We start from the raw sequence: 26,106 nt of genomic DNA, 5'->3' as shown, positions 1-26,106 counted from the left end.
AATTAATTCAGAATTTTACGGGCCAGAATGGAGATATCCACGATGTCAATCATCCCGTCGCCATTCAAATCCAACGCACTGTACTTATTCCAATTTGGATCTTGATTATTTTTACCATAAGCGGATGCAATAATTGCAAGGTCCCCCACACTTACTCTGCTGTCGTTATTGTAATCTCCTTCGATGGATTTAATCATTGAACCCTTGAAGCTTTGCAGAGCTGCGTGCAGCTTCAATGTCGCCTGTTCAATATCTGCCTGGCTTACTTCCTGAGCCGAAGCCACCACTTGAGCGCTATCAATAGCTGCCTGTAGAGTTGCTTTCGAGCCTAATGGATACTGGCCAGGAGATACGCCTTCAACGGCTGCATCATGCGTACTTTGCGCTTCCGCAATCAGAAGCAGCAAGCCCGACTTATCCATGTTATTAATTCGGACTGTGTGCGTTGCACCCGCCCAATCTGATTCTTGGCCTGCGCCATTCGCAACCGTTAACTGAGTGACGCGAATGGAAGCGCTCTGCGGATTATCCGCTGCAACCGCTCTGAACTTAAGCTTAATCAATCCCTTGGTCATATCTGTATTTCCAATAGTAGTCCCGATGGTTCTAAGCTTGCCGGCTTCATTCACTTCACCAACTAGTTTGAAATCCTGCTGAAGCGATTCCATTGATATGAATTCCAGCTTATCCGCATCATAATTAATCGTAATATCTAGCGCTTTGACATCTGTTCCAGCATGCGCCAAGCTGAATTCAACATCAAAATTGTTGCCGCCTTCAACGGTTCCCGGTCCGGTCAGCAAAGCGCTGCCTTCTTGACTGCTGATCTCTTTCACAAGTCTAACCTCACCCCATTGTGAACCGTTATTATAGGACTGTCCGGACACATCGTGCCACATGATAATGTCCTGACGGCCACCCGTTGCTTTTGCGTCATTGATCTGCACATCAAATCCGATTACATGATCAGCCGCAGGCGCACCAGCTTTAAAGGGAATCTTAGTTTCAATGTAATAACCGCCATCCACTACTTTGGCAAAAGACTCAAAACCCGCACTGACACTGCCCGGATTAAAGCTTTTCTCATTAAGATAGTTAGTACGGTATTGTCCCATACCCGGTCCGTACGAGGTTTGTTTACTGTTGGTCTCATCCACAAAGATCTCGACCGAATCCTTCTCATGCGCGTCGCTGCTGCTGCTGTTCAGCACAGGGTCTTTTACACGCACCAGAACATACAGGTTAGAATCGTCCCATAGCACTTTAGCGGAACCATCCGCCGGACCGTTCACCATTGTCAGATGCTTAAGGATCGGCAGCGTGACGGTCTTATTCCAGAGCGGGTCGAGCTCGGAGCCGCCGAGAACAGGCGTCCCGTATACAGCGGTTGCAACTCCGCCAGATAACAGTTGAAGCCCTTTGATTGCGTCACGCAGCGCGTAATATGAATGATCCGCTGCTGTCTGCGAGATCTCCTCATTGGCGGCAGCAGCTTTGGCCTCACGTAATGCGCCTGCAAAAACGTCCCATGAATCACTTGTATACATCGTTTTTTCCTTGTTACCCGCGGCCTCGATCAAGGCGGTCAGCAAGGTTGTGTCAACCTTTGGAACCACGGGGTTCGCGGACCCGCCGCGGCCGGCTTTAACCTCGTTAAAATACGTTTCTACTTTCGTGATTTCATCAGCGGACAGCACCCTGTCGTAGATGAGAATCTGCAAGACTCTGCCCATGAAGCGGTGGGGGGTTGCAGCCGCCATCGTGTAACCTACGCTCAGATCCGGTCTGTTCCCCAAAAGGGCCTTAGCGTTGGTTCCGGGAGTGCCGATGACGTTGTTATTAACATAAACTGCTCTATTGGTTCCGTTTAGCTGCGCCCGGACACTGACCAGATCATCAGTGGCTGTTGTTGTAAATTGTTGACCGCCACCCGATACACTGCCATCCGCATTACCAAAGCGGACGTTAACCCGGTTTGTTCCTATCCCGAGACTAATACCGCTCCAACCGTCGTTGGCGGCCCACGTTTGGTAAGCCTCGTTCAATCCGAAATAAACAAGACCATTTTGGTCGCTGGAGTTATTGGCTATTGTCGTTGGTCTAACCAGTGTATATATTGTCATCTGTGTACTGCCGTTATAGTCTTTAAAGCCAGCAGCCTTTAACGGCTTCGAGTTCGCGGCGAATTCTACATAGTCGTAAACATCTTTCTTTAGCTTGGGGTTCCCGTCAGGTGTTCCAAGATTATCGCCGCCGCTTCCAGGGACGTTTGCCGGGACAAGCTTCGCCGGGATGTTCCCCATATTTGTCCACCCCGTCACGTTGCCGCTGCTATCCATTTCCACGCCCTCATCGCCCTTGAGCCATAAATCAAGACCATTTCTGGGAATATCGGCAGGCGTTACATCTCTCACCACAACACGAGCGTGCGACTGGCTTCGAACTTCGCCGTCTTTCGCCAGTACAAAAATAATGTACGGACCGGGCACCATGGGCGCGGTCATTCCGAGCGCGTCGCCGGAGGCTACGGTTTCATCATCGCCTCCATCAAAATGTCCGCCGCTCGACGAAGAAATCCATATCTTTTGGGCCGCGTCGTCCAAATCGTAGGCAAATCTGACGGTCCCGCCGGGGGCTACGGACACATCAGCCGGGAGCAGCTTGTTGGCCACCGATACTGTGGTGGTAAAGTTGATGGTTATTTCAGGCTTCGAAGTGCTGCCTACCAGGGTCCAGTTTCCTTCGGTACGGATTTCGTACCCATCCGCCACGGGCTTGCCGTTAAGCGTGAAGGTGTATTCATCACTCAAAGTTAGTTTAAGCGGCCTTATGGCTGAAACTTCGTAGCTTTTCCCATCCACCACATTGGTTGCCGGCTCGCTCGCGTCAACGTATACCGTATACTTGGAAGTGGCTGTTTCTCTCTTGTCTCCATATAATATAAATAGTTTGTATTCTCCTGCGGCAGATGGAGTGTTGATTGTTTTTTCATTGCCGGCAGCTTTTGTCATCGTAGCGCCTTCTTTAAAGACAGTTGTGTTCGCGGGTGCCAGCCAAACCGTGTCTTCCGCCTTAAGCAGACCTCTGCGGCTCAGCTTTTCACCGCTTGCACCCATGATGACATTGGAAGCCAGTTCAAACTCGGTATCGGCAATGAGGCTTCTTGGGATCATATGTGTGTATTCGTTGGTAAGACCCGAATTCAGAACGATTTCGTTGCCTGCAACGGGCCAAATGCGGGCTTCGCTTTTGTAATTGTCGTAAGTAGTCCTGGGGGCGCCATTCTGGTTGTTATTCCCGTCCACGTATCCGTCGATGGCAATCATGTCGCTTTTACGCTTCCAGTTGTTAAATTCAAAAAGACGGCTCTGTCCGGCGGCATGTGAGAGCTTTGACTGCACGACATTGCCTATCATCTTGATGAACGTGCTGCCTTCGTCGGGATGAAATCCGTTTGTCCAGTTGTTAGAGGTCGTGGGTTTGTCCGTTGGATTCGGGTTAAGGAAGTTGTAATTCATCTCGGTGAAATTCGTCCAGTTGTCAGAATGCCAGTTACTAGTCTTGTCGGTGACAGGGTTATTCGTCAGATTGTTGATCGTGTCCCATGTCCCTCCGCCCGGCAAATTACCCGGATCACCCTGTCGTCCCAAGGAGTAGATCGCCCCGGAGTCGTTAACTACCGTGCAAATTTCCTCTACCCTGTTATAGTTTATTTTGTTATTCCTGGAGGTCGTAGAGATTACTGGAGATCTTGCGATGCTCGTTTCATGTGTACCCTGATAAGGGCCGCCAGTCTTGTTGGTGCCTTGGGCGGTAAAGCCGAAACCATCGTATTCGTCCCAGCCCCAGCCAATGCTCATCGCGCCGTAAGTAGAATCATACAGGAAGTTGTGCAGTACCTGCATATTCGTAGTGTAGAAAGAGGTTAGGGAGTTGGCGCCCGGGAATCCATAGCAGTTTCTGTACAAAAAGTTATTTGTGATATAAATATTTTCCGGCACAGCTTCAGTACCAACCTTGAATTTTTCCTTATTAACACCGGCCCAGTTCCTTATTGGCGTACCAGAGATTGACACACTAGACTCATGCTTAATCGGCTCATCGTTCTCATAGATATGCTGTGGATGTCCGATTACAACGCCGGAAGCGAGCGTATCTACGATATAGTTGCCCGTGACTTCGATATCCTTGACATCGTTCTCGACATGGATACCATTAAATCCGGTAAGTCCGATCTCACCGTTCAGCACCTTGATATTCCTCGCCCCGTTGATCATGACCGCTGCCGGCGGTATATCATAGCCCCGGTAGAAGGTCTCATGCCAGTTTATGCTGCCGGGGAAGTAAGCTGTGTTCACGATAGAGCCCTGAACGGACGCATAACCGCGGGAACGGGTTGTTACCGGACCGGTTCCGTCGCTAAGAGTATAAGTGCCCGTCAGTTCATACAGTTTGTAGTCGGTATGGGCAAACTTCAGCCCGTTGAAGGTTATATTTTTGACACGCCCATTATCCGAGCCCTGAACAGGGTTTAACCGGTCTCCAACAGGCTCTCCTTGTATGTCGAGGACCGTCTCAAGCTTCGGGATAACCACGTCGGCGGTATTGATATCCTCGCCTGCAAGCGGGATGTAATATAGCGTGCTTTCCGCCTGGTCGAAATAGAAATCTCCGCGTTTGTTGAAGAACTCGAAAGCGTTGCGGATGACTTGATTGTTACCTGGATTGTATTGCGTGTTATTACTCAAAGACTGTGAAATCGCACCATATGGCATCTGGAACCGGAGCATAACACCGCCGGGCTTGTTGCTCTCTGCCGGCGCCTGTTCGATTGATGCGAAGGTGACAAACGGCCGCGACCACCTGGCGGTAGAACCGCCGACACTTTCGGCTTCGATGTTTTGGGGGTTTTTCGTTGCCGTACTCAGACCCACGCTGGCATCGAATACGATAGCCGCCCGAATATTGCTGCCGTTCTGCCACGCCCAGGGGTTATTGGCAGCGGTAAAGCTGGCTGTAGGGGTGCCGGTGACGGTTCTGTTGGCTGAAACGATTTGCGGGCTCAGCGTCATGGTAGCGCCTTTATCGTTTACATAGATCATCCGCAACTTATCGCTCCGGTTAAGGGTCGTTTTATACGCCTTTAAGCCGCCAGTCTGGGTAAGGCCAACCGCTTCAGTCCATACGCCTTTTTTGAGCATTTCACCGGCGCTGATTACCGGCTTCGCACCCGGCGCCGCCTCATAGCGAATCGTGCTGCTTGCACTTCCGGAATCATCCTTGTTAAAAACCAGCGTTTCATCAAGCGGATAGTATCCATCCGCAATTTGAACCACGATATCACCGCCGGTCTTAGGCAGAGTCCTTACTGCTGCCTTTGCCTTGGCAAGCGTTTTATACGGCTTTCCTTGTGTTCCATCCCCTGTGTTATCATTGCCATTTGTAGCCACGTAGATCGTTACACTTGGCGCACTGTCAGCCGAGACTACCGGGCCTGAGAATTGCAGCATGGGAATTACCATGATCAAAGTCAGAATCCATATTAATGCTCTTCTTCGCATTTCCATCCCCCTCTTGGATCACTTATCAGATGTCCCTTCTCCCACTTCACATTCTCACTTCAGAATTGCACCTGCAGTTAACGCATTTTCGATCTTTTCGTTGCCTATTAAATAAACGATGATCATAGGCAGGCTGGACAGCAGCATACTCGCGCCGATCGGCCCCCAATCCGTAACTCCCACATTAATGAAGAAACCAAGCAACCCGACTGTAAGCGGCCGGAATTGATCCTTGGAAGCAATAATAAATGCAAGCGGAAATTCGTTCCAGATTCGAATGAATATCAGAACACATTGCGTCACGAGCGCTGGCATTACGATTGGAAATATGATTTTGATATACGTTTGATAGACATTCGCTCCATCTATGCATGACGCTTCTTCCAGCTCCTTAGGCAAAGAACGGAAAAAGGCATACAGCATCAGTACGCAGGAAGCAATGGCGAAGCCGGAATACGGCAAGATAAGACCCAAATAACTATTTTTGATATGCATCCATTTAACCAACTGGAATAACGGAATAACGACGACTTCGATTGGGACAATTAAACCCATAGATACATAAAACAACATTGCCGAATTGAATCTCCATTGCATACGGCTGAGGCAATAAGCAAGCATGCTGCCCGTTGTCAGCGTAATGGCAATTGTGCCTGTGGTATAAATCACGCTGTTCTCGAAATACGTATAAAAATGATATTTGGACAGCGCTTCGCTGAAGTTCAGCCAGTCCAAGGAAGACGGTAATCCAAAAGGATTGTCGTAAGCTTCACTTTTGGACTTTAATGACATCGTTACCATCCAGTACAAGGGAAATAGAAATGTGCATCCCATAGCTACCCAAAACACTCGGCTTAATAATTTCAGAAAGCTCCCCCCCAGCTTAAAACTCCAGTTTTTCTCTGGCAACGTACCTTTGAATGACAAAGGAGATCAAAAGGCATTCCAGAATAAAAATAACGGCGATCGCATTACCTTTGCCAAATTCGGAAGTATCAAACGCCGTATAATACATCTGGTAGATGACCGTCCTGGATAGATCTCCCGGACCTCCTGCCGTCATGACTCGCACATGCGAATAAAATGCCATTGAGCCTAATGTGGACAGAATAAGTACGTATTTGATTACATTCTGCAGCAAGGGGATCGTAATTCTTAAGCAAACTTGAATATAATTAGCGCCGTCGATTAATGCAGCTTCATAGTAACTTTTGGGTATGGTCTTAATTCCTGTATAGAACAGCAACGCGTTCAGTCCAATATATTGCCATAGGAAGGTCACTCCAATGCTGGGCATTACCGTTTTCTTTTCCGTTAACCACGAATGCGTCCAGGAATGTAGCCCTAACGAATCGAGAATCTTGTTCAGTAAACCCCAATTCGGTTCGTAGAACGCCACCCAAATCTGGGCAACAACCGTGACCGACAGGATAGCCGGAAACATCGCCACCGTCTTGAAGAATCGGCGAAACCTCGGTGTCTGAGCGTCCATAAAAAACGCAAGCATCATCGACAAGGGCAGCCCCAGCAATAATGAGATGCCTACAATGAGATACGTATTCTTATGAGCGGTCCAAAAGGATGAGGTAGCCATCACTTCTTTGTAATTATCCAAACCCACAAAACCCAAATTTCTAAACCCGTCATGCTTATGCAGGCTCACCCAGATCTCCGGCAGCAAAGGGTATACGCAGAATAAGGTGAACAGCAGCAATGCAGGGAAAGCAAACACAAATATAGATACTTTCGTGCTAAAGTACTTGTTCATCGCTCTCTCCACCATTTAATTTGTGTCTAAACCCCCTTGGATCTATCCGAAGGGGATTTAGCAGTTAATGCGTCGTTTACTTGTCAAACCACGTATTTTCGCTCCAGATCCTGTTCATCGCCACATTAAAATCTTCGGCTGCGTACTCGCCCGTTAATAAATTCGCTCCCTGCGTAGACATTTCGGCAGACGTCCTCGAATCTAGCGAATTAAGTGCCCATGACGCGATTTTATTCGGAATCGGATTGTACCAGTCAACGAACTTCTGCATAAGCGGGCTCCTGTCCATTGCCTGGTTGCCTGTCTGTAAAGATATAGGAGCACCGAGAGATTCAAAGTATAACGCATCCCCCATGGCTAGAAATTCAGCAAGCTTAACAGCCTCTTCCGGGTTCTCCGTTTTGCCGTTGACCGCATAACCGTTAAGCGGAGAACCCCAGAACTGTACGTTCTCTGTAGGGCTATATTTATCGCTGGCGCTTGGAAACGGGAAGAAGTCAACCGTTTCGTCTTTTGCGAGATTTGGCAGCTCCCAAGTAAACATCCATAACATAGCCGCCTTTTTGGACGTAAACATTTCCATCGCCGGACCGTAATCCAAATTGGAAATACCGTCCGGGAACACGCCTTCCTTGACCAGCGTTTCGATGCGGGCCGCACCTTCCTTGACGGATGGATTGTTGAAGTCCGTTTTGTTGCTGACAAGGTCGGCCATCGCCTGCGGATCACCGATTTGAATCATTTGCTGCAGCATAAAGAGCTTCGGTCCCCACCCGTCCTTGCCGGGAGTCACAGCCGGTACCACCCCTTTGCTCTTGAGCGTCTTCGAGATTTGAATCAGCTCGTCGAACGTAGTTGGCACTTGAACCCCTGCTTCCTCGAACATGTCTTTGTGATAGAAGATTACAGGGGTGAAATAAGTGTCCGCTCCGGAAGACAAGCTGTAGATCCCGTTATCGACATGCTTTAACGCATCAGGCACCGCATATTTGTCCAAGAAACCGTCTTTGGAAATATAAGATGACAGATCCAGAATGCTGCCTGTGCTCTTCAATGGCGTAAAGAAGCCGGCATCATTCCAGAATACGTCCGGCATATCCCCGGAAGCATTCAACGTCTTCAATTTGTTGGCCATTTCCTCACCGCCGCCGCCCGGCTCAAACTCGATTTCAAGATTGGGAAACGCTGCAGCAATATTCGGTTTGATGAATTTGTCCATAATGTTGTTGCGGTTCTCGTCGGTCGTAAGCGTTATGACTCTCATCTTGATTTTTTTGCCGTCCGTCTTCGTAGTATTCTTGGTATCCTCCGTGCTTACTGCCGAGGGTGACGGATTGTCGGATGACTGGCTGGAACTTGGTTCATTCCCACTGCTGCATGCCGATGAAACCAGAAGAATACTTGCCATAAGGAACATAGCTGCTGCCTTCGACCTCTTTTTCATTGTTTACCTCCCCTATTTAGCGAAGCGGATATCGGATTGATATTGAAAGCGTTATCAATCTTGTGATCATTTTACGAATCTTCCCACACTTAGTACAGAGATTATTCTCGGGCCAGCAGTAAAATTAACGGCAAAAAAACAGACGCTAAAGGCAAAGTTTTCACTTTCCCTCTAACGTCTGCATAGGCTACCGGCTTTGATTCACATATTTGCTAGGCGTGATTCCCATATATTTTTTGAAGCATTTACTGAAATAATTGGCGTCCGCATAACCCACCCGGTTCGCTACGTCTTGAATAACCTTCTCTCCCTGATCAAAAAGCTCTTTTGCTTTAGTCATCCGTATTTCGGTCAGGTAGTCATTGATCGTGAAGGTCGTTTCTTTTTTGAACACGAAGCAAAGATGGTTATAGTTCATATGAACGCTTTTTGCGATATCCTCGATTCGTAATTCATCGTTGCCATAGTGCCCCGAAATATACGTTTTGACCGCCTCTATGACTTTGACGGCTCTATTGGGTTTGCGGCTATGCACATGATCCATGGTCTTTAGAACTAATACACGTATCCAGTCCTCCAGCTCGTTGAAGGTTTTCATCCGCTGAACGTGTTGTATCATATCGGGCTGTGTCGTATTTAGGAAGACATCTTCTAACGTTTGCGAGGCTTCGGACAAAAATTCCAGGCAGGTGGATACGATTTCGATTCCGGCGAGAAGCAGCATTTCCATAGTTGCACTTTTAACACGGGTATCATGAAAAAAAGTCGAGAGCCATTCTGTTGTCCCGGCCGGTTGTCCGCTTCGCATGTGCATCAGCAAGCTGCTTCTTTTGTCCACCGAGAATAACCCAACCTTTATCCCGGATTCCGCTACCTGGGAATGTGCGAACACCTTGTTACCTCCCCAGACAAACCGATGCTTCAAGGCGATTAACGCTTCCTTGTACGACACCGAAACCGACTCAAACTTGTCGTAACTATTCCCTAAGCCGATCGTTACCGTACAGTCCAAATTGTCCTGCACGTATAATCGAATACGTTCGCAAATCGTTTCCAGCCTATTGAAGGAGCCGTCAGACGTTCCTATGATTAGCACCAGACGGGCATCATGATCGTAACAGCCGGCACACTGAAAGGCACTTTGCATATCCTTTTGAGCGATTTCTTGTAACTTGGCTTGGCGAATCCGCATACCCTCCTCAAGATTCCTCTCATCGCTTGAATCCAGGTCGACAACAATCACCCGATAATGCAGCCCTTCGAGCTTTATTCCCAAATCATTTAATCGACCCCGTTCGGAAGGTGCTCTAGAGATAGCCTTGCCCTGCAGCCAGCCGTTCAGCACTTGCTCCTTCAGGACAGACAAGCCTTCGCTCGCCCGCCTTCTTAAATCGTCCAATTCAAGCTTGCCCAGACGCTCCGTTCGTATAAGTTCCTTGATATCTAATAAGGAACTTTGGAGTTCTTCTTCGTTAATGGGTTTCAGCACGTAATTAACAACGCCTAATTGCACGGCCTGTCTGGCATACACGAACTCGCTGTGGCCTGACAACACCAGAAATTTAGTGGTCTGGCCGCGCTCCTTGGCTTTGTGTATGAACTCCAATCCATCCATAATCGGCATATTCATATCCACCAGTACAACATCAGGCTCTAACTCGGTCATCTGCTCCAGCGCTTCCGCCCCGTTTTTGGCTTCCCCCGCAATTTGAAAGCCCAACTCACTCCATGGCAGCGAAATCTTCAAGGCTTGCCTGAAGTAATATTCATCATCGACGATAAGCACTTTGTACATGGTCATTCCTCCTATTCTATACACTCCTTATCTTGCGGATTAATGATAACGAAGAGGCAGTACGATTATAATTTTCGTATAAACGCCGTAATTGCTTTCAACCCGCAGTCCGTATCTTTCCCCGTACAGCATCCTTATCCGGTTGGATACGCTTCTGATCCCAAATCCGTTAATTTCATCAGGAATGCTGGTCCCATCCATAATCGCCTTGATCTGCTCCTTGTGCATCCCGGCGCCGTTATCATAAATTTCAATTTCCAAATGGTCTCCGCTTCGTTTTCCTGAAATGCGTATGATTCCTTTTTCCTGTTTGAGCTTCAATCCGTGATAGATCGCATTCTCGACGATGGGCTGCAAGGTCAGCTTCGGTATCGAATAGGACAAAATTTCATTGTCAATTTCCATCGTATACTCCATATATTCCACATAACGCAGCTGTTGAATTTCCAAATAGCTTTCCGTTAAACGCATCTCGTCACCTATCGGTATGATATCGTCACCTTTACTTAAGGAGATCTTATAGAAATTCGCCATGTATTGGGCTGCCTGTATGGCTTGCTTCCCTAAGCCCAGCTTAATGAGTGAAATAATGGTTTCAACCGTATTGTACAAAAAATGAGGCTTTACTTGCGATTGCAGCAATTTGAATTCGATCTCAGCCTTTGTCCGTTGCTTCTCCACGTTTTCAGCCATAAGCGCCTCCATACGATCCATTAAGTTATTGAAGCCCTCGCTTAAATATCCGATCTCGTCTTTGGATTGGTAAGGGCTTCTGACTTGCATCTGTCCAGACCGGATTTGTCTCATTGTCTTGGCAAGCTGGAAGATGTGCCGTGTGATCGACCGGGACAGCAGGAAGGACACAATTAATGCCAGCAGCAAACATGCTGCACCGACCCCGAGAATCAGTTGATTGATTTCTTTCCGGCCTGAAGAGATATTCTTCATCGGGATAGCGCTTACAATTGTCCATTTCAATGGTTCGAAGCGATGGGTGAATATCAACATTTCTTCACTTCCGCTGCCCTGGGTAAAGGTTGTGTCTTCAGCATTCTCGGGAATGCTTATGGAGACGGCTTCCTTGAAATCCCGGTACAACTTGGCTTTATTCTGTGAGGAAATAATTTGGCCGGCGGAATCGACAATATAAAATTCCCCGCCCTTATTTTCCTCTTCCTCGTAAATCGAGGCAATCGTCGTTTCTTTCACGTACAAAAAAATTCGGCCAATCGTTTTACCGGTATCTTTGTGAATGACCGTTTTGGAAACCGCAAATACGCTGTCTTCCCCTTCATACAAAAATCCGAATTTCATCAAGCCTGTCCAAATGGGTAAATAGTAACGATCCTCCGCTCCATAACCGTCACCGAATATGCGTGAAGCATAGGCGTTATCAGCAAACCCGACGTCCACCCAGTGATGATTTGCGGTGAGGATGCTTACCGCTTTAATTCTTGTGTTAGGCTCCACAATATTGCTGATCGTCTCTGAAAGTGTTTTTTTCATCGAAAGGTTATTTAAACCCTCAACCGGCTTGCCCGCATTCTGCTCATTATTTAATAATAAGTCGTTATAAAGCACGTTCTGCAAACGATAATCGCTGGCCAGAATTTTTGAATAATCTTCAATTGTAGATACCAAGGTTTGAAGGTTGTTTTGGATAAGCACAAGCTCCCGGGATGAATTATTGATCTCTTTCTCAATAATGGCCTTCTGTGAAATCGTGTTGGCAAAGTACGACTGAGTTGAAATAAATACGATAATGATTAATACATTCGATATGAATATTTTGTTTTTAATCGAAATCCCGCCTATATACCTCGAGAACCCTTTCATCACGCGCTGCCTTCCTTCCTTTTCCCCTATTGATATCCTATATTTCTTTGTATGTCATAATAGCACTCCTCATCAGTTAAAACTTAATTTTTAAAATATTTTTTCTAGAATGAATTCAGCTACTTGACCTGACAAAAAAAGCAACTTCCCTGTTGGCAAGTCGCTTTTTAAATATCTATTGTGAGTCTACAGGCTATTATCCTACATATTAGTTTTTCTTAAGAAATGATTTCTATAGTTACCGTATACACATAGACACCTTTCTTAATTTGATAGGGCTCGTGAATATTTTTGGTCCAGCCGGTATCTCCGCCAAGACCTGCATGTTTGTGATCAATATTAAGAAAAACAGAATCTGAATGTCCCAGCTCGTCTTCATAGGCGGCGTTGTCATATTGCTCAATACTGTGCCCATGAATATCAAAATGGAAATGTCCCGCTGCCGATACTTTCACGCCTTGTTCTTCGGATGACAAATATAAATACCGGACATCCTCCTTACCCCCGCATTCTACCGGTAAGATATAGGGTACATGCTGCTGTTCTACAGTGCTTTCATATATTCCAACGAATGCGGCAGATTTGCGATCCGCATAGTTTTCCCATGGCCCGCGGCCATACCATTTCATCTTCTTCCAAGCCTCAGAGAACTTAAAGCTTAGCCCAATTCTCGGGAGGGTATCTACCTTCGCATTGTTCACAACTGTATTTGTGATTTCTATACCTTTGCCGCCGACGGTATAATTTGTTTTGGTTTCAATGCATCCATGATATATACAATGAACTTGAATGATAACAGCTGCCGGTGCTGCAAATACCCGAATATTCTTGATTTCTTTTTGATTGGAATGGAGCCCGAGAGCTTTCCATTCATCTGCATAATTGGACGATTCGAGATGAATACCTGCATCAATGCCTGTCGGAGGGCGATAGAAGTTATTTGTTCCTCCCGTGAAATAATTCTTGTGATTGTATTTTACAGAGATGAACTCTGCGGTTTCTTTCGAGAAAAGAACCGTTGTATTCTCATTATAGATATGAATTTCATTTGCCGTTTCATCATACTTCAAGCTATCCTTTTCTATCTCTCCGGTATGCACTTTATTAACAGAATCTTTAAGCTCTATCTGGCAGGCATAAATACAGGTTCCCTTCTTAGAATAAAAGGTGTCCTCGTCCAAATAAGCATAGAAATTAAGAAAAGCTTCCCCGGAGACTTTAGACGAATCGTATGGCTCTTGAAGCTTATCAACGGAACCGGGTGCTGTGTGATATTTAGGCAAACTACCGCTTTCAATCACACTGCCATCGCAAACCAGCTCCCAAGTCATATTCAAATGGCTTAAATCCCGATGACTGTAATGATTATAAATTCGATAGCCATTATTCCCAGGCATGTAATCCATTTGGATAGGAGATTGTACATTTTTTATTTCATTCGCAGCCGGCTTGAGCGTTAGATCAGCGAAAACAATACCATTCAGGCACATGTCAGGAGCAGGATCCGTAACTTCTTCCTGGAATGCCCCGCCATAGACATAATTTTTATTTCCGTCTTTATCCTGCTTAACAAGCGCCTTATCCTGAAAATCCCAAATAAATCCTCCTTGAAACCGCGGGAATTTATGAATGAGATCCCAAAATTCCTTAAAGTTTCCGTTACTGTTGCTTTTCGCATACGCATATTCACACATAATAAAAGGACGCAGGTCTTCGCTATCAGCCATGACATCCAAGATCCAATCTTTCTGAGGATACATAGGCGCCACAATATCGGAGATATTTGCCGGAGGACTCAGAGACTCATACTGAACATACCTTGTTTTGTCATACTCCTTAATCCAGCCGTACATCGCAGCATGATTCGCTCCATAACCGGATTCATTACCCAGAGACCAGAGAATAATGGATGGATGATTTTTATCTCTCAGAACCATCCGTGTAGCCCGTTCCATATACGCATTTGTCCATTCGGGGGATGCGCTTAACTGGCCGCCAAGACCGTGTGTTTCAATATTCGCTTCATCCACCAGGTAAATGCCCAGTTCATCACACAGGTCATACCATTCGATGGCGTGCGGATAGTGACTTGTTCTTACCGCATTGATATTCAGCGATTTCATGACCTTGATTTGCTCACGCATATATTCTGTTGTTACGACCCGTCCGGTTTCAGGACAAAAGGCGTGAAGATTGGTTCCCCGAATAATGAGACGCTTCCCATTAATTCTCAGGACCCCTTTTCGATCAATATTCACTTCACGGAAGCCGACATTTGCGCTCTCAATATCAATTACATTTCCAGAACAATCAATCATTTCTAAGACCAATTTATAGAGATAAGGGTTCTCGTCGCTCCACAATTGCGGATTTGAAATGGTTTTCGTAACCTTTGCTACATATTTCTCTCGCAGGTAGAAATCACAATCCGCAAACTTTGGCGTTTCAAACGCAGTAACCAATTGCTGATCGCTATCATACAGGGACAACCGCACATGGGCTTCACCATAACGATTCGCTTGATTATTAGGAAGAACCGTTACGCTTAATTCGGCATTGTTGTAATTCCCTGAAAAGAGAGTTTCGATCTTATAATCATGGATGCGCATACGTGGTTTTGCATAAATGAGAACATCCCGGTAGATCCCCGAGAGATGCCAGTAATCCTGATCCTCCAGATAAGTCCCGGCCCCAAACCGCATCACCTGAACCGCTATACGGTTTTGCCCCTTTTGAATGTAATCCGTGATTTCAAAAGAAGCATTAAGCTTACTGTCCTGAGAATAACCAACCAGCTTGCCGTTTAACCACAGATAAAAACACGATTCCACACCTCCAAAATCGATAAATATATCCCTTTCGTTAAAATGTTCGTCCACTTCAAACGTTCGGACGTAACAACCGGTAAGGTTGCTCTCCGGCACATGAGGCGGATTCAAAATGTATTCATTCTTCTTGAGTTGGATCTCGTGATGTGAACCCTCCCCTTTTTGAACAAAGGGATACAGCATATTGGTGTATACAGGTTTTCCATACCCCGAAAGCTCCCAATGGGAAGGAACCGGAATATGATCCCACTGGGAAACATCATGTTCAGGACTATAGAATTCATCCGTTACTTCATCGGGAGACCCAAATATTTTAAACTTCCACACTCCATTCAGGCTCTTCACATATTTAGACTTTCTCCGGTCTCCGCTTAAAGCCTGTTCAACGGTTTCGTATGCTCCGTAGGGCTCATGCATGGGATAACGGTTTTTTTGAGTGACATATTGATTTTCCCAATCTCTGCTTCGCTTCATTGGCTTATATAACACTCCCATCCATTGTTCTAATTGGTTGATCTTTCAATGTAGATACCCCTATAATAGAAGGAAAATTCCTTATATTAAATGTTGAGTATGGTATTTCATTTATCCATTTTGGTAGGAGTGTGAAACCATGAATGTTGAAGACATTGATGAAAATGATGTAATCTACCGATGTATCGGCAACGATTTTAATCAGGGTATTTTGTCTTGCGGCTTTATGCGTAAAAGATCAGCAGAGCGTTCTCAATATGATTTTAAGATAGGATATTACAGCTGTTTTGTAGTATTGCAAGGCAGTGGTAAGTTTATTTCTACGGACGGTACCGTTACTTCTATGCAAGCAGGCGATCTTGTTCAACGTCTACCTGAACGTTTGCACTCTACTGCAATTGAACCAGATGGTAAGTGGATCGAGTTTTATATCAGTGTCGGGTATCCTGTCTATTCATACTTAAGGACACTTGGAATTATTAATTCCGATAAGGAAGTTCAATCGACACAGCATACGAATGATTTTTTCTTTGATTTTGTTTCCTTGCTGAAAGCCTTGAAAAGTGCAACAGATGAAAGTCTTCCCTCCCTGCTAATGAAGGCTCAGGATTTGATTATCAGATTACACAGTAGCATTCATATTGACCATAGCAATGAAAATGAAAATAAAATAACAAAAGCCTGCGAGCTGATTAGTGTTTCCAATGATATTCACTTTGATATTCAGGAAGTGGCATCTGCCGTGAATATGGGCTACGAGAACTTCCGAAAATTGTTTAAAGAGACTACGGGGATTTCCCCTAAGCGATATCACACGGAGCATTTAATGAGACAGGCAAAAATGATGCTGCTATCCGGACTTCCCATCAAACATGTAGCCGTTAGTCTTGGTTACGGGGATATCTATTCATTCACCAAACAATTCACGAAGTCAGAAGGGGTATCTCCAGGACGATATATTGGTAAAACAAAAAGCAACTCATCCGCAGACAAGTTGCTTTAGAAATTATAAATGCGCTATTGTTAACGGATATTACCTTGTGATTATGCGTTTACCATTTCACCTTATAAAACTCATGATACAGCTTCATCAGCGCCCTCTTCTCAATTCGCGACACATAACTCCGCGAGATCCCAAGGTCCTTCGCAATCTCCCGCTGCGTCCGCTCCTCGCCGCCGGTGTCCAGGCCGAAGCGGCCGACGACGACCTCTTTCTCCCTCTCGTCCAAGATATCGAGGTTACGATAGTAGCCAGCTTCGTGCCCTTGTTCGGGTGGTAGCTCTCGATGGCCTTAATCAATCCGATGGTGCCGATGGAGATCAGGTCTTCCATATCTTCACCGGTGTTGCCCGAGTTTCTTGAGGTTGTGGACACGATGCGATGTCAAAAAATAAACCAATCAAGATCGTTTCCGATTGAATTGGTTATTTTAACGTTTTGTATTTAATCTGTAATTGTTTATCGATTAATTGTGCCCATTCAGGCAGTTCATTTAAATAATATTTTATCCCGCTATTATCTGCTTCAAGAATAAACTCTCCATCAGCCTTACTATTATCAACAACAATTAATTGATCAATTAGATCTAAGCAAAGCAACACGTTCAATATTTAGCCGGACATCACCTAGTCCCACATAAAACATAATGATTTTAAAGCCCTGCTCCTTAGCGTCCTTCATCTGCCTTATAACGTTACCACCAGCTAAAGTAGTTTCCACGGTGAAGTCCCACTTATTACGGATGCATTCCCTGGCTATTCTTATAGCTTCTTTTCCCGCAGATACTTTGCTTCTTTCAGGTTGACTATTATTGATCTTCCGGGCTAGTGCATCTGGATCAATATTCACACTGACTCCAAGCCGGTCCACAATCAAGTTGCGTATTGTACTCTTTCCGCTTCCATTATTACCTGCAAATACAAACATTGTTGCCTTTGTTTCAATCATGGATGAAATCCTGTTCATTCATTTCCTCTATTTTGCCCGTACTGTATTCTCTAACAATCTGCCCTTCATTTGTCTTATACACTATATATGTTCCATTTGCCTTAGCATCCAATTTGGCACGGTCACCTGTTAGTCGAATCAATTTTGCAAGGTCCTGTGTAATATTCATCAATATAGAAACACCTCATTTCCACTTATAGTTCGAGTATACCACAGTAAAGCGCAACTTATTTCAGCTAAGAGCCTGTTGTATAGAATCTAATCATTGAATTTTCAAAAATAAAAAAACTGTAAGATTGAGACCTTTACTGTCTCATTCCTACAGGCAATCCTCACTCTTTACCGCTTCACCTTATAAAACTCATGATACAGCTTCATGAGTGCCCTCTTCTCGATCCGCGACACATAACTCCTCGAGATCCCAAGGTCCTTCGCAATCTCCCGCTGCGTCCGCTCCTCGCCGCCGGTGTCCAGGCCGATAGTGCCGATGGAGATCAAATTCTATCGGGAAGTGTTGACAGGAGTGAGCGGCGGCCCTGCTGTAAATTCGGCTATCTGGTTGCCTGCAGCTCAAGTTGCATATGAATCACTTCAAATCTGTCTCCTGACGGCTTACCCTCCCATGTCACGCGGGGTCTTTGCCCTTACATTCCTTCGTCATCTCTAAGATCGAGAACTGGACATATCACGAAAATGAGGATACATGGACCTGTCCGACCGGTCAAACCCTGGAGATTCATAGAGAACACAAGGGAACCTTATCGAGTGGATACGAAATTCACAAACGACATTATCGAAGTCGCTCCTGCGAAGGGTGCCCTCTGAAGGATCGCTGTACGAAAGCAACAGGAAACCGAGAGGTGGTCGTTAGTCTGGAACGACTAAGATACCAACACCAAGCACGGGAACTGCTTCGAAGCGAGGAAGGGTATACCTTAGCCGTCCGCCGAATGATTGAGCCAGAAAGTGTGTTTGGGCAACTGAAAAATAACCGGGGATTCCGGCATTTTCTGCTTCTAGGGCTGTCCAAAGTGACCCTTGAGGTCGGGTAGCTTTCGCTCGCCCACAATGTGTTGAAGCAAGCCGCAGCGGACCAAAAACGCAAGACAGCGATCCTCCAATAACAAGAGAATCGCTGCCTTTTTAACAACATTTAGAATCAAGATGAGCTGTTATCTTCGTAGTAAGTCTACTTATGAGTCAGCTCCACAAAACAGCCTGCTCCTCAACAGCTGTCCGTCCGGCAATTCGGCCGAATGTGAAAATGTCGGTGAGCGAGTTACCACCCAGACGGTTACCGGCATGGATACCGCCTGCCACCTCACCGGCTGCGTACAACCCCGGGATGATCTGGCCAGATTCGCGAAGAACATGCGTCTGTGTATCAATCTTGAGTCCGCCCATCGTATGGTGAACAGCTGGCTTACGAGGTGTCGCATAGAACGGAGCCACTGCAACCTTAAGATCGAACGCATTTTTACCAAATTCCGGATCATGTCCCTGATCAACGTAAGAGTTGTACATCGCGATCGTATCCACTAGCGTAGTCGGATCGATATGAATTTGCCGGGCCAGCTCCTCCAGTGTGTCCGCTCTGAATAGCGTGCCTCGCTCCACCTGCTTATCGATCTTCGCTTGATTTGTGTTATAGGCCGTCTCCTTGATCTTGTCATCCGCAATCAGATAGAACAGGCCTCCGTTATTGATTGCTGCTATCGACAACTGATCGCGGCTACCATATTCGTTGACGAAACGTTTGCCCTGCTGATTGACCATGACAAAGTTCTGTGGCGGCACTTGCAACCCGCTAAACAAGGCGCCCGTCTGCGGATCGGACACTGGCATCATCTGCGAGAAGCCCATGCCGACCAGATCAGCGCCCGCACTTTGTCCCAGCAGAATACCATCGCCGGTAATCGCCGGAGAATTCGAGGTCTTGATGTCGTCATCGATCTCGCTCCAGTACGTATTGTACTGCTTCAGCATCTGCGTATTGGCCCCAAAGCCACCGGAAGCCAGCACCACCGCCGGCGCATGAACCGTTACCGTTTGCCCGGCTACTCCGGTACCAATTACGCCGCTAACTCGGCCGTCTGCTTCGATAATCAGTCGCTTCACCGGAGTATCGGTGAGGATCTGACCACCCTGTGCACAGACAAATTGCTCTAAAGCCGCTACGAAGGCATAGCCTTCATGCTTCACTGGTTTATGTCCACGGCGCCACAACGCTCCTACCGGCATGGTCACTTCGTTATAGTCAAATTCGACACCCAGTTCCTCCAACCATTTAACGGAGGCTAGCGCCTGATCGGTTAATACCTTGACCAGATCATATTGCCCGTAAATGGAATACCCCTGAAGGTCGTTCCGTTTGCCGCCGAAATAGGTCTGCATCCGGTGGAAGATCGCGGAGTCGAACAAGAATTCTTTGCCCTCTTTCGTATCGCGGAGATAATCAGCCACCTGATGTTTGAAGATACGGAAGTCCGCCAGATACTCGGCATCCACCTGTTCTTCCGGGGTTGCTGCCAGCTCTTCAATCGTATGACCTTCACCCGGAATCGCCGCAAATTTACGTTGCCACTCTGGATCGGCAGCGTTCATTGGACCACCTGTTCGTACCGTATTACCACCTATGGCTGGGAACTTCTCGACGATGATAACCTTCTTGCCCTGCTGAAGCACGCTGGCTGCTGCTGCGAGTCCCGCACCACCCGCACCAACGACCACAACGTCCGCTGTATACTCTTCGTCGCCGTGATTGATCGCACTCGGTGCTTTTGGCCGTTTTTTTAATACATCCGGGTTGGCGCCTGCCATCTTGACCGCCTTCGCTACTCCGTCGATAACCCCATTGCTAGTGACGGATGCGCCGGACAAAATATCCACGTTCAGCGTCTGTCCTTCGATGATCTGACTCGGAATCCGGGTAAATACCACATCCGCAATCCCCTGTGATTCGCCCGTCGTATCGATGTCGATCTTCTCTATACGAGTCGAACTCATCTCAACGATCATCGGCAGATCACCGTTGTGTCCGACCGCCTTTACTTCATAGGTTCCCGGTTCAAAGCTAACGTCTTCAGGGACATTCAGCAGATTAGCGATTTTGGCAAAACGCATAAAGCGATGGAAGCAACTCTCCAAGAAATCAACCGTCCGCTCCGACTTGATCTTCCCCGCTTCATCAAAGGCTTCATTCGCACGGCCCAACAGGAACTCCGAGCCAGGCATCACGCTAGCATTGACACCGGGTGCATCTAGAATCTGACGCAGATGTAGTTGTGCACGGGAGGACCCCTGCACATCATACGCCGCACCGACAACCATGACCGGTTTGCCATCGAACGGGTGAAGATTCCAAGATAACCATTCCAGAATACTTTTCAGCGCGGAGGGGACCGAGTGATTATGTTCCGGTGTAGCGATAATAACGCCATCCGCTTCCGTAATCTTCGTATTAAAGTTCTGAATAATCGGACTCTGCGATTGATCGTCCGACTCATTAAACATCGGGACACCCTTCAGTTCCAGAATTTCAATGTCCACTTTTTCGCTAAAATGAGACTTCATAAATTCCAGTAGCTTCCGATTATAAGACTTCGACGCGTTGGTTCCTGCAATTCCGACAAATTTCATGCCCGTTCGCCTCCCCAGATTGCCGATTCCCAGCTAAATGCTTTGCTTTGCTCTGTCTTGAAGTGGTTCTCTTTAACCAACTGTTGGTTAATCTTCACGAACAATTGGAACTCTTCGAAGATCTCCTCCAGCTCCTGAACCTTATTTGCGTAGACCAGATCACCTGACTCGTCAAAAGCGGCAAGTGAATGTCCCAACAAAAATTCCGAGCTCGGCAGAACGCGAGCCTTAAGCTCTGGAGCATCCAGAATCTGACGTAGATGCATCTGGGCGCGAGATGTACCAAGCAAACCGTGGGAAGCACCCACGATCAGAACTGGTTTATTAATCAAAGGACGGGTGGTATACGAGATCCATTCTATGGCGCTCTTGAGCGCCGCTGGGATGGTATGATCGTATTCAGGGGTCGAGATAATGACGCCATCCGCTGCCGCAATCTGCTCGCATAAGGCTTGTACTTCAGTGGGCGCCTGACGATCTTCCGGTTCATCAAAAGCAGGGAGGTGCTTAATCTCGCAGATCTCAATCTCCGCCTGGCTGGAAAAATGCTTACGCATAAATTGCAACAGCTTGCGATTCGTCGAAGTATTCGAGTTCGTTCCGACAATACCGATTAGTTTCATAATTTTCTTCCTCTCTTACTTTGTGAATAATTGCACAATATAAAACAGATTTCTACGAATTCCTTTTGACTTGGTCACTTACCTTTACAAATAAATTTTAGTATGAAAAAATACATTTGTGAAATATCCATTTTCTTATCGTTCTATAACAGTTCTCTTATACCATCTTTAGTGAGAGCAGGTGATCCTTATGACTACGATTGATTCTTCCAATATCCTTCATTATCTTGACGCGATTCTCAAGCACGGAAGCTATACTAAGGCCGCCAAGGACCTGTATGTTTCGCAACCTTACCTCACGCAGCTTATCAAGCGAATCGAGCATGAAATCGGCACAGAAATTTTGAATCGACAGACCTCTCCCTTGCAACTAACTGAGGCAGGCAAGCTGTACTATCAGTATCTGATGTCCCTCGAAATGGCACAGGAACAATTCCACAAACGAATCGCTCACTATTCCATAAGAGACACCCAGACGATCAAGCTCGGTATCTTGTCCAGCTTAGGTTCGTATTTATTGCCTTTGTTTTTGCCCGATTTCATGAAAAATTACCCGTCTATTAAGATCGAGATTCAAGAGGATTACTCCGAGGTCAATGAAATCCGCGTGTTGAACCATGAACTGGATTTTTTTATCGGACAAAATCCAGAGACCCTCTCGCCCAATCTGAATGTTGTCTCATGGGGGCCTCACGGTTATTATGCGGTGGTGACAGAGGACTCCCCGTTGTATGACATTAATCCGAAGACGTTAGAGGAGAGCCATGCCAATCTGAAGCTGCTGCTGCAAAGTCCCCTTGTGCTGACCAAAAAAGGTTCTTCGATTCGCCGGCAGCTTGATCACCTGTTTCAGAAGTATAAGATCAAGCCAACTGTTATATTGGAAAGCACGAATATTTTCACCACGCTGGAGTTAGCCAAGAAAGGCGTTGGTATCGCATTCGTCCCCTATAGTATCTGCATGTCGGAAGTCCCTCAGGGCTACCGCCTGTTGCCCTTATCACTGGATTTGTTGTCGCTCGATTATTTTATTGCCTATTCCAAAAACAAACCTCTATCTTCGGTGGAACAAGATTTGATCGCACTCTTTACTACAGATGTTCCATGTATGCACGCAGAGCATCCGTAACAGCCAGCTCGTTATGTTCCGTGATCACGATACCCTCAATCTCAGCGGTCGAATTCAGCGTACGAATGATTTCGGCCGCACGCTTGCCAAATAGACGGGTAGAACCAATCTCTCCCTCCAATGACTGCTCCGATACAATCGTCAAGCTTGCTACATCGCTCTGTACCGGGTACCCCGTTTGTCCGTCAAAAATATGATGGTACTTCCGGCCCGCAACCTCCAACTTCCGCTCATACACGCCAGAAGTCACAATGGATTGGTTCTTCAATTTCAAGACCAACGCATAATTCCCTCGCGGTAGCTTTGGATTCTGAATCCCGACCCGCCATAACCCGTCTTCAGACGCCGGGTTCTCACCAAAAGTCAGCACATTCCCACCTAGATCGATGAACCCTGCGCTCGCCCCCTGACGCTTGAATACCTCCACAATTCGATCTGCAAAGTACCCTTTGGCCAGCGCACCCAGATCAACCTCCATCCTTTCCTTTTCCAGGAAAACAGTCTTCCGTTCCTCATCCAATTGAATATGATGCGGATCGATAAGCTGCCGACACTCCGCAATGACCGCTTCCGGAGGATGCTGCGCCCCTGCAAACCCGATCTTCCACGCCTTGACTAAGGGACCAATCGCGATGTTCAGCAGACTGTCTGCTACGAGACTCTCCCTCTTCCCGATTGCAATCAGCTCGAACAGATCCGTATCGACAATTACGGGACTCTTCCCGGCTTGGTTATTAATCTGCATGAGCGCCGAGCTCGGATTATTCGCACTGAAGCGCTGCTCGTAGTCAATCAGCTGCTGCTCCGCATCCGCCAAGAGCGCCGCTGCATTCTGATGATGAACGGCCATCGTAATAACCGTTCCCATGAGCTGTATCATTTTCTTTTCCATAGTGAGCATCCTTTGTTAATGAGATAGTGGAGATGAGTTGAATCGTGAATGCTTCTTTTATAGCAAAATTTTCTTTTCGCCCGATTAATTTCCTTATTTGCTTTACAGCTTACCGTCCAGCAGGCAGGTCGGCACTTCTGCAAACCAATTAAAAAACACCCCTTCAGTTCAGTAATCATAAACTACTAATCTCCGAATGAATAGGTGCTTTTAAATTTTTACCTCCTGATCAACCACTGCTAATTTAGTGATACCAATCGTAGTCTCATAAAAATCCAACCGTCGGCATTCAATGATTGTACTACCATTCGCAAAATTCTGAAAAGAAAAGCATCTAGTGAAAAGTATCCCCCATTTGGAGTCATACTTTTCACTAGATGCTTAGACGCAAACAACTTCTTCTTGTAACCTATCGCTTCACCTTATAAAACTCATGATACAACTTCATCAGCGCCCTCTTCTCAATCCGCGACACATAACTCCGCGAGATCCCCAGCTCCTTCGCTATCTCCCGCTGCGTCCGCTCTTCCCCGCCAGTGTCTAGGCCGAAGCGGCCGACCACGACTTCCTTCTCCCGGTCATCCAAGATATCCAGATTGCGATAGATTTTACTCTTCTCAATCTTCAGATCGACCTCTTTAATCACATCGTCCGCTTCCGAGCCGAGGATATCGATCAGGGTGATCTCGTTGCCTTCCTTATCCGTTCCGATCGGATCGTGGAGGGATACATCCTTGCGGGTTTTTTTCAGTGAGCGTAAGTGCATCAGGATCTCATTCTCGATACATCTAGCGGCAAAAGTAGCCAGCTTCGTGCCCTTGTTCGGGCGGTAGCTCTCAATGGCCTTGATTAGGCCGATGGTGCCGATGGAGATCAGGTCCTCCATGTCTTCGCCGGTGTTGTCGAATTTCTTCACTATATGGGCAACCAGCCGCAGGTTATGCTCGATCAGCAGGTTCCGTGCCTTGGCATCTCCCTCGGCCATCATGCCTAAGTATTTGCTCTCATCCTGCTCCGATAGAGGCTGGGGAAAAGCGTTGTTCCTTACGTAAGATACCAGCAGCGTCAATTCTTTGATCAGCAGCGCAATCGTGCTTATGATTCCAGGCAACTTGGCGACACCTCCCGCACATGTACAATGAAACCGATCAGTATGGAGAACAACGGGTTCATGGTCCTTTTATTGTATGTGGGTAGGAGCCTAGAAGTGCATGTACGGGGAAAATAGGTACGGGCTTCTACACCCGCCTAATCACTCGGCATCGCACCCGCCTTGCCATTATCAAAGCTCCAAGCCACCACCGTTGCGCTGTCCCGCCCAAGCTGTTCATGGACACTCGTCAATACTTCGGCCACACATTCCTCCAGATCCTCTTTACCCGTAAAAGCTTCATAAAGCCTGCGCGGGTCCTCCAGCAGCCGTGCCCCCACCTCCAGCAGACCGTCCGTGGTCATCACGATCACGTTGCGTCCCTGCCGCAGCTCGCGGATGCCGGAGGAGTAACAAGGGACGGGCTGGGCGAAGGTGTTGACGTAGCCAATCCACTCGTAGTAATTGCGCTGGCCCAGCGCATACTGCCCGCGGGCCGCCAGCTCGGGATGCAGCAGATACAGCGAATTATCCCCCACCGAGAACCACCAGAGATAATTCTCCATCCGGACACAGATCAGGCATGCGGTCTCCCCTGTTACCTGCCGGCACTGTAGCAAGAACGGCTCCGAATGGAAAATAGACAGCAGAAAAGCCTCCAGTTCCCGGAACGCCTGCTGAACCGGCAGCGACAGCAGCCTGATGATTTCACCTGCCTCACCGTTGATCGTGCGGACCAGCAGTTCAGCACTTTCCGCCGTATGGTGCGCATCCAGGAGCATCGCGAACTCCCAGCCGCCGTCCGGCTGGCTTAATACATATACACCATCTTCATTCTTATCGGCACCTGCCGCTGTATTCCCGCCGTACCGGCCGATAATCATCCTGTTCATTCTCGATGTTGCCGGATGATCCAGATACAACTCCTCACTGCCTACCCAGCTGAATTTATCCCATGTCTGTTCCATCCTGATCCTCCTATTCCGGCTTGCCGGCTTTTATGTTTCTACTATTATAATGATCCTCCAGTGTTCTGTCAGCCTGCTCCAAGCCACTCTACATAATGAAGATACAGTCCG

General features: G+C 47.0%; 16 protein-coding genes and 3 pseudogenes. 3 read left to right on the top strand and 16 right to left on the bottom strand.

Going from position 1 to position 26,106, the window contains the following annotated elements; all coding sequences use genetic code 11:
• Positions 1 to 2 precede the first annotated feature (2 nt).
• From NSS83_RS27365 to NSS83_RS27335, 7 genes are all read right to left on the bottom strand, one after another.
• A complete protein-coding gene (locus NSS83_RS27365; protein ID WP_341346900.1) occupies positions 3 to 5,561 on the bottom strand; it encodes a sugar-binding protein in 5,559 nt (1,852 codons plus the stop codon).
• Positions 5,562 to 5,615: 54 nt separating this feature from the next.
• Entirely contained in the window at positions 5,616 to 6,353 is a 738-nt protein-coding gene (locus tag NSS83_RS27360; RefSeq protein ID WP_256706356.1) for a carbohydrate ABC transporter permease, read from the bottom strand.
• 91 nt (positions 6,354 to 6,444) lie between these two features.
• Positions 6,445 to 7,329 carry a sugar ABC transporter permease gene (locus NSS83_RS27355; RefSeq protein ID WP_341187531.1) on the bottom strand — a complete coding sequence of 295 codons (885 nt, stop codon included), beginning with the start codon at positions 7,327 to 7,329 and terminating at the stop codon, positions 6,445 to 6,447.
• Between the two features lie 76 nt (positions 7,330 to 7,405).
• Positions 7,406 to 8,773, bottom strand: a complete 1,368-nt coding sequence (locus NSS83_RS27350) for an extracellular solute-binding protein (RefSeq protein ID WP_341346899.1) — start codon at positions 8,771 to 8,773, stop codon at positions 7,406 to 7,408.
• Positions 8,774 to 8,960: 187 nt separating this feature from the next.
• Entirely contained in the window at positions 8,961 to 10,568 is a 1,608-nt protein-coding gene (locus NSS83_RS27345) for a response regulator (RefSeq protein WP_341346898.1), read from the bottom strand.
• A gap of 39 nt (positions 10,569 to 10,607) precedes the next feature.
• Positions 10,608 to 12,404, bottom strand: coding sequence for a sensor histidine kinase (locus NSS83_RS27340; RefSeq protein ID WP_341188093.1), 1,797 nt, complete (start codon positions 12,402 to 12,404; stop codon positions 10,608 to 10,610).
• Positions 12,405 to 12,622: 218 nt separating this feature from the next.
• A complete protein-coding gene (locus tag NSS83_RS27335; RefSeq protein WP_341346897.1) occupies positions 12,623 to 15,706 on the bottom strand; it encodes a glycoside hydrolase family 2 TIM barrel-domain containing protein in 3,084 nt (1,027 codons plus the stop codon).
• Between the two features lie 139 nt (positions 15,707 to 15,845).
• Here NSS83_RS27335 and NSS83_RS27330 point away from each other — a divergent pair, with 139 nt between their 5' ends.
• The gene (locus NSS83_RS27330; RefSeq protein ID WP_341187523.1) at positions 15,846 to 16,709 is read left to right on the top strand and encodes an AraC family transcriptional regulator; all 864 of its coding nucleotides are present in this window, start codon (positions 15,846 to 15,848) and stop codon (positions 16,707 to 16,709) included.
• 49 nt (positions 16,710 to 16,758) lie between these two features.
• Here NSS83_RS27330 and NSS83_RS27325 read toward each other — a convergent pair.
• The 4 genes and pseudogenes from NSS83_RS27325 to NSS83_RS27310 form a co-directional block, all read right to left on the bottom strand.
• Positions 16,759 to 17,054 (bottom strand): annotated as a pseudogene (locus tag NSS83_RS27325) (sigma factor-like helix-turn-helix DNA-binding protein); the annotation flags it as partial.
• A gap of 77 nt (positions 17,055 to 17,131) precedes the next feature.
• Positions 17,132 to 17,654, bottom strand: a pseudogene (locus NSS83_RS27320) (zeta toxin family protein).
• Entirely contained in the window at positions 17,647 to 17,823 is a 177-nt protein-coding gene (locus NSS83_RS27315) for a hypothetical protein (RefSeq protein WP_209874930.1), read from the bottom strand. Before NSS83_RS27315 ends, NSS83_RS27320 begins: the two are co-directional and overlap by 8 nt.
• A gap of 170 nt (positions 17,824 to 17,993) precedes the next feature.
• Positions 17,994 to 18,149 (bottom strand): annotated as a pseudogene (locus NSS83_RS27310) (sigma factor-like helix-turn-helix DNA-binding protein); the annotation flags it as partial.
• A gap of 143 nt (positions 18,150 to 18,292) precedes the next feature.
• On the opposite strand from NSS83_RS27310, the gene NSS83_RS27305 reads away from it, so the two are divergent.
• Positions 18,293 to 18,706, top strand: coding sequence for a transposase (locus NSS83_RS27305; RefSeq protein WP_341346896.1), 414 nt, complete (start codon positions 18,293 to 18,295; stop codon positions 18,704 to 18,706).
• 148 nt (positions 18,707 to 18,854) lie between these two features.
• On the opposite strand, the gene NSS83_RS27300 is transcribed toward NSS83_RS27305, so the two are convergent.
• Entirely contained in the window at positions 18,855 to 21,293 is a 2,439-nt protein-coding gene (locus tag NSS83_RS27300; RefSeq protein WP_341187522.1) for a flavocytochrome c, read from the bottom strand.
• Complete coding sequence (locus tag NSS83_RS27295; RefSeq protein WP_340991512.1) at positions 21,290 to 21,916, bottom strand: NADPH-dependent FMN reductase; 627 nt, start codon at positions 21,914 to 21,916, stop codon at positions 21,290 to 21,292. Before NSS83_RS27295 ends, NSS83_RS27300 begins: the two co-directional genes overlap by 4 nt.
• A gap of 190 nt (positions 21,917 to 22,106) precedes the next feature.
• Between NSS83_RS27295 and NSS83_RS27290 the strand changes: the two genes are divergently transcribed.
• Positions 22,107 to 23,045, top strand: a complete 939-nt coding sequence (locus tag NSS83_RS27290) for a LysR family transcriptional regulator (protein WP_341346895.1) — start codon at positions 22,107 to 22,109, stop codon at positions 23,043 to 23,045.
• On the opposite strand, the gene NSS83_RS27285 is transcribed toward NSS83_RS27290, so the two are convergent.
• The 3 genes from NSS83_RS27285 to NSS83_RS27275 form a co-directional block, all read right to left on the bottom strand.
• Complete coding sequence (locus tag NSS83_RS27285) at positions 23,008 to 23,937, bottom strand: FAD:protein FMN transferase (RefSeq protein WP_341346894.1); 930 nt, start codon at positions 23,935 to 23,937, stop codon at positions 23,008 to 23,010. The two genes, NSS83_RS27290 and NSS83_RS27285, sit on opposite strands and share 38 nt — an antisense overlap.
• 409 nt (positions 23,938 to 24,346) lie before the next feature.
• The gene (sigK, locus tag NSS83_RS27280) at positions 24,347 to 25,048 is read right to left on the bottom strand and encodes an RNA polymerase sporulation sigma factor SigK (protein ID WP_036691086.1); all 702 of its coding nucleotides are present in this window, start codon (positions 25,046 to 25,048) and stop codon (positions 24,347 to 24,349) included.
• A 137-nt stretch (positions 25,049 to 25,185) separates the two neighbouring features.
• Positions 25,186 to 25,995 (bottom strand): protein phosphatase 2C domain-containing protein, encoded by an 810-nt coding sequence (locus NSS83_RS27275; RefSeq protein WP_341346893.1) that lies wholly within the window; start codon positions 25,993 to 25,995, stop codon positions 25,186 to 25,188.
• Positions 25,996 to 26,106: the final 111 nt, after the last annotated feature.

This window comes from Paenibacillus sp. FSL H3-0469, from assembly GCF_038051945.1.
Classification (GTDB): domain Bacteria; phylum Bacillota; class Bacilli; order Paenibacillales; family Paenibacillaceae; genus Paenibacillus_AQ.
This window is presented reverse-complemented; position numbering and strand designations above follow the sequence as displayed.